This is a genomic window from Phytoactinopolyspora alkaliphila (assembly GCF_010550695.1).
Classification (GTDB): domain Bacteria; phylum Actinomycetota; class Actinomycetes; order Jiangellales; family Jiangellaceae; genus Phytoactinopolyspora; species Phytoactinopolyspora alkaliphila.
The window spans coordinates 233,752-246,413 of the sequence record NZ_JAAGOB010000006.1 but is presented as its reverse complement, the minus strand read 5'-3'; the positions used below and the strand labels follow the sequence as shown (position 1 = coordinate 246,413).

The window sequence follows — 12,662 nt, the reverse complement described above, 5'->3', positions numbered from 1 at the left end:
CCATCGTGGGCGCGGAGGTGTCTGGTGTCTTACACCCCGGGCACGCGGCCGAACGGGCTAGGCGCTCTTCTCGCGCCGTTCCCGGCGGCCACGCTGCGGCGCGTCCCGCGGCACCAGCGTGGGCAGGACGTTCTGGACGACGACGTCACGATCGATGACGACGCGGCCCACGTCGTCGCGGCTGGGCACCTCGTACATGACGTCGAGCAGCACCTCTTCGATCACCGCACGCGTACCGCGCGCGCCGGTGCCGCGGAGCAAGGCAAGGTCAGCTACTGCCTCGACGGCCTCGGGGGTGAACTCCAGCTCGACGTTGTCCGCGATCTCGAACGTGCGCTTGTACTGTTTGATCAGCGCGTTGCGTGGCTCGGTGAGGATGCGGATCAGCGCCTCGCGGTCCAGCGGGCTCACCGTGGTGAGGACCGGCAGCCGGCCGACGAACTCCGGAATCAGCCCGTACTTGAGCAGGTCTTCCGGCATCACCTGGGCAAAAACGTCCGCGGACTCGCGCTCCGCTTTGGTGCCGATCTCGGCGGCGAAACCGAGACCGCGCTTGCCGACGCGCTGCTGGATGATGTCGTCCAGGCCGGCGAAGGCGCCGCCGACGATGAACAGCACGTTGGTGGTGTCGATCTGGATGAACTCTTGGTGCGGGTGTTTGCGCCCGCCCTGCGGCGGCACGCTGGCGGCCGTGCCTTCCAGGATCTTCAGCAGCGCCTGCTGCACGCCCTCACCGGAGACGTCCCGGGTGATGGAGGGGTTCTCGCTCTTGCGGGCGATCTTGTCGATCTCGTCGATGTAGATGATGCCCGTCTCGGCCTTCTTGACGTCGTAGTCCGCAGCCTGGATGAGCTTCAGCAGGATGTTCTCGACGTCTTCGCCGACATAGCCGGCCTCGGTGAGCGCGGTGGCGTCGGCGATGGCGAAGGGCACATTGAGCATCTTGGCCAGCGTCTGCGCCAAGTAGGTCTTGCCGCAGCCGGTGGGGCCGATCAGCAGGATGTTGGACTTGGCCAGCTCGACGCTCTCGTCCTTGCCCGAGCCGCGGTCGGCGCCCGACTGGCGCGCCTGCACCCGCTTGTAATGGTTGTACACCGCGACGGAAAGGGCCTTCTTGGCCGCTTCCTGGCCGATCACATACTGCTCGAGAAACTCGTAGATCTCGCGCGGCTTGGGCAGCTCGGCCAGGCCAGTGGCTTCCGGGTTCTCGCTGAGCTCTTCCTCGATGATCTCATTGCACAGATCGATGCACTCATCACAGATATAGACGCCGGGTCCGGCGATGAGCTTCTTGACCTGCTTCTGGCTCTTCCCGCAGAACGAGCACTTGAGCAGATGGTCAGCGTCACCGATGCGTGCCACGCGGAACGTCCTTCCGTTGCGATGATGCGGCCTTGCTGTGTTCGCGGACCATGTCGCGCCGCGTCCTTCGAAGGTACATCGTTTCCCGCCCGCGTGGCACCCAACCCGGCACCGGGCGCGTCGCGACCTCGGCCGCCACGGCACGGAATCGGGGCTCGTCATGAGGACCGCCCCGATTCCGCGTCCGGCGCTATCCGACCAGGCTGGCCTTACGAGACGAGGTGAAGTTGTCCACGAGGCCGTACTCGATGGCCTCCTGGGTGGTGAGGATCTTGTCCCGCTCCACGTCGCGACGGACCTCTTCGACCGTCTTGTTGGAGTGCTTGGAGATCATCTCCTCCATCAGCACCCGCATCCGCTGGATTTCGTTGGCCTGGATCTCGATGTCGCTGGCCTGGCCGAAGATCGCCTCGCCCACGGCTGGCTGGTGGATCAGGACCCGGGCGTTGGGCACGGCCAGTCGCTTGCCCGGAGCACCCGCGGCGAGCAGGATGGCCGCCGCCGAAGCGGCCTGCCCCATGCACACCGTCGCGACGTCGGGCTTGATGAACTGCATCGTGTCGTAGATGGTGGTCATCGCCGTGAACGAGCCACCCGGCGAGTTGATGTAAATCTGGATGTCGCGGTCAGGGTCCATGGACTCCAGGCAGATGAGCTGGGCCATGACAGCGTTGGCGACGTCGTCGGACACGGGGGTGCCGAGGAAGATGATGCGCTCCTCGAACAGCTTCGCGTATGGGTCGATGCGGCGGAAGCCGTAGGAGGTTCGCTCCTCCCACTGCGGGATGTAGTAGTTCATCGCGTGTTCTCTCTCGTCTCGATAGGCGCAGAAGCTGCTCAGGAATCGTTGTTCGGGATCTCGGAGACGCTGGTGATCACCTGGTCCACGAATCCGTACTCCCGGGCCTCGTCAGCGGTGAAGTAGCGGTCCCGGTCCGAGTCGCGCTCGATCTCCTCGACAGTCCGGCCCGTGTGGCTAGCGATCAGCTCGGCCATCTCCCGCTTGGTCTGCAGCAGCGACTGGGCGTGGATCAGGATGTCGCTGGCCGTGCCGCCCACGCCGCCGGACGGCTGGTGCATGAGGATCTTCGCGTGCTGGAGGGCGTACCGCTTGCCGGGCGCACCCGCGCTGAGCAGGAACTGCCCCATCGAGGCGGCAAAGCCCATGGCGTACGTGGCGACGTCGGGCTTGACGAATTGCATGGTGTCGTAGATCGCCATACCCGCCCAGACCGAACCACCGGGCGAGTTGATGTACAGGTGGATGTCGCGGGTCTCGTCCTCCGCGGCCAGGAGGAGCATCTGCGCACAGATGGCGTTCGCGTTCTGATCCCGCACCTCGGACCCGAGGAAGATGATGCGTTCACGTAGTAGTCGGCTGTAGACGTTGTCATCCAGGCCCATACCGCCCGGCGCGGGCGAGTGGGCCTGCGGGATAGAGACGGAACCAGGCGTCTCAAGACGTGGGTTCACCGTACGCTCCTCAGACTCTCTCGAATGGTGCTTCTCGTTCGTCATTTCTCATCTGGCGCCGATCCCCGCCCGGCCGGAAGTGGCTGGGCCCGGGTCACACATCAATGCCGATGCACTGACACTAACCAACCGGACCCTCGGGACCATCCACCGAATACCCCTGTTCGCTGTGGGCGTGCGCCCCCTTGGTCACCTGATCGTTGTTTTGTCGTCTGATCGCTCACTCCGACGGAGGCCAGACGGCAGAACGGTGCTCGTGGCGCGGAGCTGGCCATCTGATCACATCTCAGCTAGTGGACACAAAAAGATCAGGTGACCAAACCAGCGGTTCTGGCCGCGGTTGGTCACCTGATCTTTATTGCACGTTCGCAGCGGCACGCTATGCCTTGGCGTCGTCCGCCTGCTCTGTCTCGTCGTCTTCGGGCGCGTCCGCCTCGGTCACGTCCGCCTCGGACTGGTCGGCTGCGGGCTCGTTGCTCTCCGCATCACCAGTGTCGGCGTCGTCGAGCTCAGCGAACTCGACCGATCCGACCCCGGCGGTGGCGGCGTCGCCCGCCTCATCCTCGTCCGCGAGGGCGCCGTCCTCTAGCAGCCGCTCCAGCTCGACCGGCCGGCCCGACGCGTCAACGACCTTGGCCTTCTCGACGACGTTGGCCAGCGCCTTGCCGCGCCGGACGTCGGCGACGGCCGTGGACAACTCGCCGCTCTCGACGAGGCGCTGCGCCAGCTGATTGGGGTCGACACCCCGCTGCATCGCCTGCTGAACGACGTAGGAGGTCAGCTCCTCCTGGGAGACCTCGATCTCCTCGGTCTTCACCAGTTCGTCGAGGACGAACTGCTGGACCAGGCTGGTGCGGAACTGCTCCTCGAACTCGGAGCGGTGGTCGTCGTCGCCGTGGCCATCACTGAAGTGCTGCTCCACCTGGGCCGCGACGATCTCGTCCGGCACGGGAACCTCGCCGGCCTTCTCGATCAGCGCCTCGAGCACCTTGTTGCGGGCTTCGGTCGCCTGGGTGATGCGGGCCTCACGGGTGGCCTGCTCGCGCAGGTCGTCCTTGAGCTCGTCGAGCGTGTCGAACTCACTGGCGAGCTGGGCGAACTCGTCGTCCAGCTCCGGAAGCTGCTGCTCCTTCACTGCCGTGACGGTGACCTCGCAGTCGACTTCCTCACCCTCGTGGGTGCCGACCAGCTTGGTCTGGAACGTGGCCGACTCCCCGGCGGACAAGCCGGTAGCGGCCTCGTCGAGGCCTTCCACCATGCCGCCCTTGCCGATTTGGTACGACACGCCCGTGGCCTGGCCGCCCTCGATCGGCTCGCCGTCCTTCGTGGCGTTGAGGTCGATCTGGACGAAGTCTCCGTCCGCGGCCGGGCGGTCCACGCCGACGAGCGTGCCGAACCGCGCTCGCAGCGCGTCCATACGCTCGGAGACGTCGTCGTCGGTCACCTCAAGATCGTCGACCTGGACCTCGATGCCCTCCCACTCGGGAAGCTCGATCTTCGGCCGGATCGCCACCTCGGCGGTGAACTTGAGCTCCTCGCCGTCGTTCAGCTCCGACACATCCAGCTCTGGCTGGCCCAGCGGCTGAAGGTCGTTCTCTCGCACCGCCTCGCCGTAGAGCTTCGGGATGGCGTCGTTGATGGCCTCTTCCAGGACGACGGGCCGGCCGACGAACTGGTCGATAGCCAGCGGCGGCACCTTCCCCTTACGGAAGCCTGGGATGGCGACCTGGCTGCTGATGCGCTTGTAAGCGGACTTGATGTTCGGCTCGAGCTCGGTGAACGGAACTTCCACCGCGAGCCGGACCCGCGTCGGGTTGAGGGTCTCGACGACGCTCTTCACGCTGACGTGTCTCCTGTAATGGGTGGTCTTTGTCACGGCTACGGCGGCGGGCTCCGTAACCGGAACCCACCACCATATCCGCTGGCTGGTCGGGGCGACAGGACTCGAACCTGCGATCTCCTGCTCCCAAAGCAGGCGCGCTAGCCACTACGCTACGCCCCGGGCGCCCGGACAAGTCTACGGCAGAACACGCTATAGTCTTTACCGCGGGGCAACGAGCCCCACGCGGGTGTAGCTCAATGGTAGAGCCCCAGCCTTCCAAGCTGGTTGTGCGAGTTCGATTCTCGTCACCCGCTCCACAGCGAAACAGCAGGTCACAAGATATCTGGGCCTAGCCTGGCGCTCGGTCCGCTTCGTGCCGTTTGGGCGTTCGTGCGATTAGCTTGTCGTATCGTGTAGGCCGTGCTCCGGCCGTGCTCCGGCCGTGCCGCCTAATCTGCAGCCGTAGATCGTTATCTTCACTGGGGCGGCGGATAGTTCGGCGCCGACCCCGGCCTGTCGCCCTTCCCCTCGCAGGGATGAAGAGCCGGCGATGGCAGGGTTTGGCAGGCGGACCGAGTGGAACGTGCCCGTCCGTCTGCTTAGGGCCGGTTGTTTGAGAACACAAAGGAGATCCGGCGCAGCCTCGTCCTCGCCTCTACAGAGGACCCTCAGCTCTTGGCCCCTAGGGCTCCAACACCAGCCGATGCAGCACGTTCGGATACTTCTTGGTATTGAGCTGAGTCGGCCCCGTGCGGGACCTCGGTAGCGCTGTGAGTCTCAGAGCCAGCGTTCGGCTTCCGGGCTCCAACCGAGCCCGAGCATGCCCCAGGCGATCAGGGGCGGGAGCCAAGCTTGCTCGGCACCAGTGAGGGGGCGGCGATCGGTGTAGCTGTCGATCAGGAGTCGCTGCGCCTCGGGCGAAATCGGCTGCCAGTTGTGATACCAAGTGCCGAGCAGACAGACGGCGTTGGCCAGGTCTACCACCGCCTGGTCGAGGCAGGCCTCCTCGAAGTCGAGCACGCCGCTGATTTCCGTGCCCTGCCAGAGCAGGTTGGCGCCGCGGAAGTCGGTGTGCACCGGCTGCCGCTCAGGCAGCTCGGGCAGCTCGGCGATCCGCCGGTCGAGGCGGTCAAGCAGCTTCCTCGGTACGGTCTCGGCCCGCCCCTCCGGCAGCGCCCACAGTTTGCCCCGCCCACGGGCCAGGGGTCCGACGTTCTCGAGCTGGGACGCGTCCGGCCAGGCCGCGAGCTCTTCGTGCAGTTCGGCCAGAGTGCGACCGGCGGCCCGGACCTGATCATGGTCCGTCGCGTCCAGCAGGCCCCCGGGCAATATCGGCTGAATCCCAACGGACTTGTCGTCTCGCAGCAGTTGTCGATCACCGCTGACGGACACCAGCGGCCCGGCCACGGGCTGGCCGCGATCGCCGAGCCAGCCGACCAGGGCAGCGCGGGATGTGAGCCAGTCGTGCGCCACAGCGAGCCGGCAAACCTTGATCATCAACCGTTCGCCGGAAGTGGTCACCCAGACCATCAAGTTCTGCGCGCTGATCACCACCCGGTCGACCGCGCGGACCTCGATCCCATACTCGCCGGCGAGCAGGTCGGCTGCCCAGCCCACCGCCGCGGTCGCACCGTCGAAGCCGAACCGGCGGCGCAGCTCCACGTCCGGATCCGAGCTCTCCCAGAGCATCTCCGGGGTCGGAACGATGAGCATCGGACGCCTCCTAGCTTTGAACGGCACGACTCTGAGCAGCGTCTTAGTGACTCATGTGACTCACGTCTTCAGTCTGCCTCACCGAACCCACCTGAAACGAACAAACGCGCGCTGTACGGCTTTGACTGGTGAAGCTGCCGATCGAACTCCCGGCCGACGTAGGTTGGTTTGTGTGAGCGCTGAACGCGAAGAGTTGGCCCGACTCGTCTGGGAGATTCCCGACGAGCAGGTTCCACATGCACTTGCGGAGATGCGCAAGCACATCCGCCCCGCACACGGCCGCCCTTGGCCACCGGCCTGGTTCGGCAGCGCACCCGGCGATGGTAACGCGATCGGTGCGCGCAGCGAGGAGTACCTCACGGACGGCTTCGGCGAGCAGCAGTGATCATGGGCTCATAGGCAAACCGCCAAGCTACGGATTGCTCTCAGAACGAGTAAACCCGGCCCACGAGGGGGCCGGGCGGTATGTGCTCTTAGCATGACGCATTTCGCCCAACGGTGACAACTTGCTTCACCGTCCGGGCGGCCGATGAAGCCCCCCGGCTGTCCGAGGTAGCTGAGAAGTCGTCAGGTCATCCGCCGTGAGCTGGTTCCACCAGTGCCGGCCAACTCCCCGACTTGGACTGTGGTGTTCGGTATCGCCCGAGTCGTCGGGCAGCGTGGTCAGGCGACGCAGAACTCGTTGCCCTCGGGGTCGAGCATCACGACGTGCCCGAGCACGGTTCCACGCTCGCCCCGGTAGTGCTCCTCCCGGACCACGCTGGCACCCCGAGCGACGAGCTCTTCGGCTTTCGCACGGATGAGGTCGGCGCGGGCGAGCCAGTCCCAGGGCGGTTCGCCGGCGACGCGGATGTCGATGTGCAGCCGGTTCTTGGCCGTCTTCGGCTCGGTCACTCGTAGGAAGCTGATCGCCGGGCTTCTGCCATCCGGATCGATGATCGAAGCGCCGTCCGGGTCGTCGTAGCCGGGTTCAGGCACGTACCCCAGTGCAAAGGCCCAGAACGTCGCGAGAGTCTGCGGGTCGGCGGCATCGCCCCCGAGCGTCCAGTGCGTCGACATGGAGCCCACCCTAGGCGCCATTTCGGACGGAATCCTGCCGGTTCGACTTCCTCTTCGATTCGCGCCAGCCGTTGGTGACCGTCGCACTCATCACGAAGAGCAATGCTCCACGATGTCCTATCCCAGCTTAGAGACCCTCCAGTATAGTTTCTATACCGGGAAGGGTCTAGTATGGATTTTGAGTACGATCCCGACAAGAGTGCAGCGAACCAGAAGAAACACGGCATCGCCTTCACCGATGCACAGCGGCTCTGGCTGGACCCGCTACGCGTCGAGGTTCCCGCACGAACACAAGACGAGCCGCGCTGGCTAGTGATCGGCCAGATCGACAACAAGCACTGGCCTGCCGTGATCACCTACAGATAGCAAAGAATCCGGCTCATCTCGGTCCGGCGCTCTCGTGAGGAAGAGGTGGCCATCCATGAAAGCTGAAGAGTTCGACGCCAGGTTCGACCGCGGCGAGGACATCACCGAGACCCTGGACGTGTCCAAGGCACACCGCCCCGGAGAAGAACAACGCCGCGTCAACGTCGACTTCCCCACCTGGATGATCGCCTCCCTAGACCGAGAAGCACGACGACTGGGCATCACCCGCCAGTCCATCATCAAGGTCTGGATCGCAGAACGCCTCGAACAACAGAGGGGCACGGCCGCGTAGCGACACACGTACCAGGAATCCCTCTGCATCGTGCGATGTGCGTGCGATAACACCCGGCCAAACGCGGGCCCGAACGGACAATCAGGGTCACCGTCCGCGCTGATCAAACGGCGCAACACGCACGTCCAGGCCGTTCTTCCAAGCTGGTGTGCGAGTTCGATTCTCGTCACCCGCTCCAAGCGAAACAGCAGGTCAAGAAACAGGTCTGCCCCTGATCTTGGCTTTGACCTTATTTGGGGCGTTTGCGAGCTTCGTGCGGTCAGCTCGTCGCTCTCTGGCCCGGGCTGCTCGCCTTGGGCTCATCGCGACTCACTGCTGCGGGCGATCACGATCGGAGAACGACGTCGGCGAGTCTTGCAGCGGCACCTGGCGCGGTCTTGAGATACAGGCAGGGTTCGACCGCTTCAAGCTCGAGTAGGGTCGGCTCGGAATTTGGCCCAGGCACAAGGTCTACCCGCGCGAAGGTCGGGACGCCGAACTGGTCAGAGACTTGGCCAATGATCCGCTCCGCGAGGGCGATTTGCGCTGGGTCAGCTTGGCCCGCGGTTACAAGGCCTGGATCGAACATCGCTTCAGCGGCGACAATTGAAGCAGCCTGCGTAAGGGGAGCAATCTCATTCGGGCGGAGCACTGGTTTCTTGTGCAGCACGTGGGACAGGTCGCCGCCAAGAAATACGAGTGCGGTCTCACCCTTAATGCCGATGCCCTGCAAGTACGGCTGGATCATCGCGGTGCGGCCCGATTCTGTGATGCGCCTCACCAAAGCGCGCGCTTGGTCGTGATGGGAGCGACTGAATCGGCCAGTATCGACAGCACCCGCTGAGATCGTTGGCTTGACGACGATCTCGCCCTCAAGTTGGGGAATGGGTTCAGTCGGACCGACAAACGTTGTTGGGACGGTAGGCGCATCGATATCGCCTAGGTAGGTCTTATCGGAATTCCACTCGACCAGAGAAGGAGTGTTGAGCAACCTCCCAGCCCCGACGGAATGCGCCCACTCCACAAATTCGGTTCGGGTTGACGTGTAGTCCCACGTACTACGAATCACGACGCGGTCAAAGTCCTGCCAGTTGACCTGGGGGTCGGTCCACGTGACGTACTCGCCGCCGAGTAGCGCGACCGCTTCGTGGTCGTCCTCGAAACCCTCGGGCAAGGCGGCACAAGTCGCGATAGCGATGCGCGTCACAGTCCGCCCCCTGACTGCTTTGTGAAGGTCGGTCGAAACCGGCGAGGTTCGCGACGCGCGCGTGCCTCGAGTTCCGGCAATCCGTGATTGAGCCACTCCGTTCCCATTGGCGCTTCATCGTCGGCTACACGGTCACGTAGCGGAACGGTCACGTGGAGCGCAGTACGCAGTGCGCTGCGCTCATACTCGACTAGGTCCATACCCGACCAGTATGGTCGGGCACCTCCCACCTGCCCAGCCGGGCCTTCCGACGACCACGAGGAAGTCGTCACCCGCTAGTCCATCGTCAAAATCTGGATCGCCGAACGCCTCGGACAACGCGGGCGGTCATACTGAACTGGGCTTTCGCACGCCGTGGGGCCACGCGACCGGGAGTCATCGCTCATCCCATGAGAATCATGCCGATGTCGAGGCCGACCTCTGGAGCGCAGTGGAGGAGGAACGCGGGCCAGATGCTGCCGGTGCGGGCCCAGATCCATCCGAGCAGCAGACCCATGACGGTGGCGAAGATCCCGCCTGCCACGTTGACGCTCCAGTTACCCGACAGGTCTATCAGGATCGTGTGTCCGAGCCCGAAGATGACGCTGGTGATGACGATGCCCCACCCGACCGGCGCGCCAAGCACGGTTCGGGAGGCACTGAACACTCGAGCGAATACCGCAAGCATCGCTCCACGCCAGATGAACTCTTCAGTCAAGTTTGGGATGGTGGCGTTGTAGGCAAACCGTTCGGCGCTCACAGCTTCGGCCGAGCCCGCGTCGGCACCGACGGATAGCACGGTGAGCCCCACGAAGAGCACGAATACCCCGGCAACAAGGATGACGGCGGGACGGGCCGAACCGGGCTCGATTCTCCAGCGCAGTCCGGCCTCCGTTCGTGCCCAGCGGTGCAGGATCCCGAACAGGATGGCCAGCCAGAGCAGGTCGAGAACCTTGCCCTGCCAGTGGTGTTCCAGTGACTCGAAGACCGGTAGCGGGCGGATGCGCCCTGAGACGGAGGTCAGCAGGATGAGGTATCCCACAACGGCGACCGCGATCCACGTCTGGGACGCCGGGGCGCGGGCGGGACCGCCGCCTGAGCCGTCACGGACAGCAGTGAAGGCCAAGATCGAGAGCACTACCGTGATCAGCCCGGCGACAAGGACCGAGCCCCAGAGCACCGCGGAGGTCACCGTGTCGAGCACGTCGGCCCAACCGCCGGGCTCCAGCACTACATGCATGATGAGCACGGCGACGAGCGGAATCAGGACCGGCAGCACCCAGCGGGCGGTGTTAGCAGGGTGGAGGACCAGATCTGTTTTCGACGACACCCGCTCGCTTGCACTCACAACGGCGCACCCTACCGGAGTTGTGATCCGGCAAAGACAACGCCTCGTGGCGTCGACTTACCTCGCGAGATGAGCATCGTCTGGGGGCGCAAGAAACGCGCCCCATTTGCCGCGTGCCGTCCGCAGACATACGGAAGGGGCGTCGTCCCCTATCGACTCAGCGAGCCAGGAAATCGAGGAGGATCTGGTTGAATGCTTCAGGCTGATCTTGGTGTGCTTGATGACCGGCCCCAGGAAGCACCTCGTAACGGGCACGGGGATCACGCCGGGCCCAACGCGGGCCGGTCAAGGCGGTGAGCTTTCCTGCGCCGCTGGCGTCATGTTCGCCACGGAGGATCAGGACCGGACATTCGACCCGATAGCCAGGGAGGCGTCGGCCCGCCTCGCGGGAGACCCTGACCAACCATCGGAAGTCACGCTTCGTTAGGTTCTCAGTGGCCCCGCGCACGTACTCCTGGACGTGCGGCTTGACTGCCGTACCTGCTGGCAGTTGCCGACGGATCGCCGCCTCCGGCATCAGCCCTGTGATGCCGCCAGATACACGCCACACGGTCGCCAGCGTCGCGGCAATACGCCGGCTCTCTGGCGTGACGCACGGGGCACCGATCGTCACAAGACTCCGAACGCGTTCAGGGGCGAGGCGCACCACATGCTGAGCGACCATGCCACCGAGAGACTGCCCCACCAGATGCACTGGACCGTTGTGGCCGAGGGAGTCAAGCAGCGCCAACTGGTCGCGCGCCATGTCCGTTACCGAGGTGTCGTACTTGGCATCCGCAAGAGATGCACCGTGGCCGCGCAGGTCCGAGGTGAGCATCTGGAAACCGGCATTGACCACTGGCTCGACCTGCTCGTCGAACATCCGATGATCCATCCATCCGCCATGGATGAAGATCACCAACTGCCCGCTTTCAGGGCCATGACGCCAAGCGTGCAGAGTCGCCCCACTGGTAGGCACGACCAACCGGTCACCCACACCGCCCGCCTCCTGCTCCCATTTCGCCAGCTCCGGGTAGCGTCCCTGTCTCAGAATTACCTTACCGGCTGAATGGTAACCTACCAGACAGTTAGTTAGTTCACGACGCCGTAGGCTCGAGCTCCGGCGATGGCACCAATGTGAAGGGGCGCAGGACGTGGCGGATGACGAGCTCCGTCGGCGCGACGGGCGCAGCACCGAGACGCGCGAACGCATCAACGACGTAGCCTTGGACCTGTTTATCCGGCACGGCTTCTCCGGCACCACGCTGCAACACATCGCCGATGAGCTTGGCCTCACCAAGGCCGCGATCTACCATCATCACCGCTCGAAGAACGCGCTAGTACGCAGCCTGGTCCAGCCAGCCATTGATGCGGTGGACGCCTTCTTCGCCCGCGCCGAGGCCGAGAACCTGTCGCCGCAGGCGTTGCTGGAGGGGTTCTTCGACCTCAATTTCGCCCATCGTCGTATCTTCGTCGCACTGACCGCCGACCCTGGAGGGCTAGCCAGCGCGGACGCACAAGGCTGGGTCACGCGCCTGGCGGTATCGGCCCAACAGCGTCTGGTGGGGTCCGATCCCTCGCCCGACCAGCGCATACGCGCCGTGATCGCGGTCAACGGGTTGAGCCGCTGCGCGACTCTGCTGACCGACATCGACCACGACGAACTGCGACGCCGTACGGTTGCCGCCGCGCTGGAACTGGTAGCGGGCGCCGACGCCTGACGACTCGGTCAGCTTCGGCGTCCGGGCGACGCTTCCGTCCGCACAGGGTCACCAGGGGACGGCGCCCGCGTCGTCGAAGGACGGAGGGTCGGTGTTGTTCACTCGATCTATGCTCGGCGAGGCACACGCGCCCGTCCAAGACCGTCAGTACGTCGTGATACTCGCCAGGTATTAGTCAGTAGCCGTTGTCTGTGGCCGACCTGGCCCACCCGATCCGGTTCTGGTCGAACTCATACAGCGGGAGGTTGCGCAGCCCTGTGTCTATGGGCATCGGATGCGTCCTCGTCCTGGATCACCGAACACCTCGAACAACCAAGGAACCCGGCGCGTAGCGAAATGTGTACCGGGAGTCGGCCTGCGCC

Annotated in this window: 12 protein-coding genes, 2 tRNA genes and 1 pseudogene; 5 read left to right on the top strand and 10 right to left on the bottom strand. The window is 64.7% G+C overall.

Annotation, left to right across the window (positions count from 1 at the left end):
• Nucleotides 1–57: 57 nt before the first annotated feature.
• From clpX to G1H11_RS13200, 5 genes are all read right to left on the bottom strand, one after another.
• Nucleotides 58–1,362 (bottom strand): ATP-dependent Clp protease ATP-binding subunit ClpX, encoded by a 1,305-nt coding sequence (gene clpX / locus G1H11_RS13220; RefSeq protein ID WP_163819035.1) that lies wholly within the window; start codon nt 1,360–1,362, stop codon nt 58–60.
• Nucleotides 1,363–1,552: 190 nt separating this feature from the next.
• Complete coding sequence (locus tag G1H11_RS13215) at nt 1,553–2,203, bottom strand: ATP-dependent Clp protease proteolytic subunit (RefSeq protein ID WP_281352387.1); 651 nt, start codon at nt 2,201–2,203, stop codon at nt 1,553–1,555.
• Complete coding sequence (locus tag G1H11_RS13210; RefSeq protein ID WP_163819033.1) at nt 2,200–2,880, bottom strand: ATP-dependent Clp protease proteolytic subunit; 681 nt, start codon at nt 2,878–2,880, stop codon at nt 2,200–2,202. Before G1H11_RS13210 ends, G1H11_RS13215 begins: the two co-directional genes overlap by 4 nt.
• A 334-nt stretch (nt 2,881–3,214) precedes the next feature.
• A complete protein-coding gene (gene tig / locus G1H11_RS13205) occupies nt 3,215–4,675 on the bottom strand; it encodes a trigger factor (protein WP_163819032.1) in 1,461 nt (486 codons plus the stop codon).
• A gap of 86 nt (nt 4,676–4,761) precedes the next feature.
• Nucleotides 4,762–4,837: transfer RNA gene (locus G1H11_RS13200), tRNA-Pro, on the bottom strand.
• Nucleotides 4,838–4,900: 63 nt separating this feature from the next.
• On the opposite strand from G1H11_RS13200, the gene G1H11_RS13195 reads away from it, so the two are divergent.
• Nucleotides 4,901–4,974: transfer RNA gene (locus G1H11_RS13195), tRNA-Gly, on the top strand.
• Nucleotides 4,975–5,434: 460 nt separating this feature from the next.
• Here the strand turns inward: G1H11_RS13195 and G1H11_RS13190 are convergent.
• Entirely contained in the window at nt 5,435–6,370 is a 936-nt protein-coding gene (locus G1H11_RS13190; RefSeq protein ID WP_163819031.1) for a phosphotransferase, read from the bottom strand.
• Nucleotides 6,371–6,542: 172 nt separating this feature from the next.
• Between G1H11_RS13190 and G1H11_RS13185 the strand changes: the two genes are divergently transcribed.
• A complete protein-coding gene (locus G1H11_RS13185) occupies nt 6,543–6,755 on the top strand; it encodes a hypothetical protein (protein ID WP_163819030.1) in 213 nt (70 codons plus the stop codon).
• 278 nt (nt 6,756–7,033) lie between these two features.
• Here G1H11_RS13185 and G1H11_RS13180 read toward each other — a convergent pair whose 3' ends face one another.
• Nucleotides 7,034–7,429, bottom strand: coding sequence for a VOC family protein (locus tag G1H11_RS13180; protein WP_163819029.1), 396 nt, complete (start codon nt 7,427–7,429; stop codon nt 7,034–7,036).
• Nucleotides 7,430–7,600: 171 nt separating this feature from the next.
• On the opposite strand from G1H11_RS13180, the pseudogene G1H11_RS13175 reads away from it, so the two are divergent.
• A pseudogene (locus tag G1H11_RS13175) lies at nt 7,601–7,861 on the top strand (BrnT family toxin).
• On the top strand, nt 7,851–8,087 hold the full coding sequence (gene brnA, locus G1H11_RS13170) for a type II toxin-antitoxin system BrnA family antitoxin (protein WP_163819028.1): 237 nt from the start codon (nt 7,851–7,853) through the stop codon (nt 8,085–8,087). The pseudogene G1H11_RS13175 and the gene brnA overlap by 11 nt, the downstream one beginning before the upstream one ends.
• A 325-nt stretch (nt 8,088–8,412) precedes the next feature.
• Here brnA and G1H11_RS13165 read toward each other — a convergent pair whose 3' ends face one another.
• From G1H11_RS13165 to G1H11_RS13155, 3 genes are all read right to left on the bottom strand, one after another.
• Nucleotides 8,413–9,273, bottom strand: a complete 861-nt coding sequence (locus tag G1H11_RS13165) for an ATP-grasp domain-containing protein (protein ID WP_163819027.1) — start codon at nt 9,271–9,273, stop codon at nt 8,413–8,415.
• Nucleotides 9,274–9,655: 382 nt separating this feature from the next.
• A complete protein-coding gene (locus tag G1H11_RS26515) occupies nt 9,656–10,600 on the bottom strand; it encodes a CPBP family glutamic-type intramembrane protease (RefSeq protein WP_163819026.1) in 945 nt (314 codons plus the stop codon).
• A gap of 157 nt (nt 10,601–10,757) precedes the next feature.
• On the bottom strand, nt 10,758–11,792 hold the full coding sequence (locus G1H11_RS13155; protein ID WP_281352375.1) for an alpha/beta fold hydrolase: 1,035 nt from the start codon (nt 11,790–11,792) through the stop codon (nt 10,758–10,760).
• Between G1H11_RS13155 and G1H11_RS13150 the strand changes: the two genes are divergently transcribed.
• Nucleotides 11,734–12,300, top strand: coding sequence for a TetR family transcriptional regulator (locus tag G1H11_RS13150; protein WP_163819024.1), 567 nt, complete (start codon nt 11,734–11,736; stop codon nt 12,298–12,300). The two genes, G1H11_RS13155 and G1H11_RS13150, sit on opposite strands and share 59 nt — an antisense overlap.
• Nucleotides 12,301–12,662: the final 362 nt, after the last annotated feature.

Excerpts from the sequence above, each read along its gene's own strand:
- G1H11_RS13210 (WP_163819033.1), bottom strand. The coding sequence starts at position 2,880 with ATGACGAACGAGAAGCACCATTCGAGAGAGTCTGAGGAGCGTACGGTG.
- G1H11_RS13190 (WP_163819031.1), bottom strand. The coding sequence starts at position 6,370 with ATGCTCATCGTTCCGACCCCGGAGATGCTCTGGGAGAGCTCGGATCCG.
- G1H11_RS13180 (WP_163819029.1), bottom strand. The coding sequence starts at position 7,429 with ATGTCGACGCACTGGACGCTCGGGGGCGATGCCGCCGACCCGCAGACT.
- brnA (WP_163819028.1), top strand. The coding sequence starts at position 7,851 with ATGAAAGCTGAAGAGTTCGACGCCAGGTTCGACCGCGGCGAGGACATC.
- G1H11_RS13155 (WP_281352375.1), bottom strand. The coding sequence starts at position 11,792 with ATGCGTTCGCGCGTCTCGGTGCTGCGCCCGTCGCGCCGACGGAGCTCG.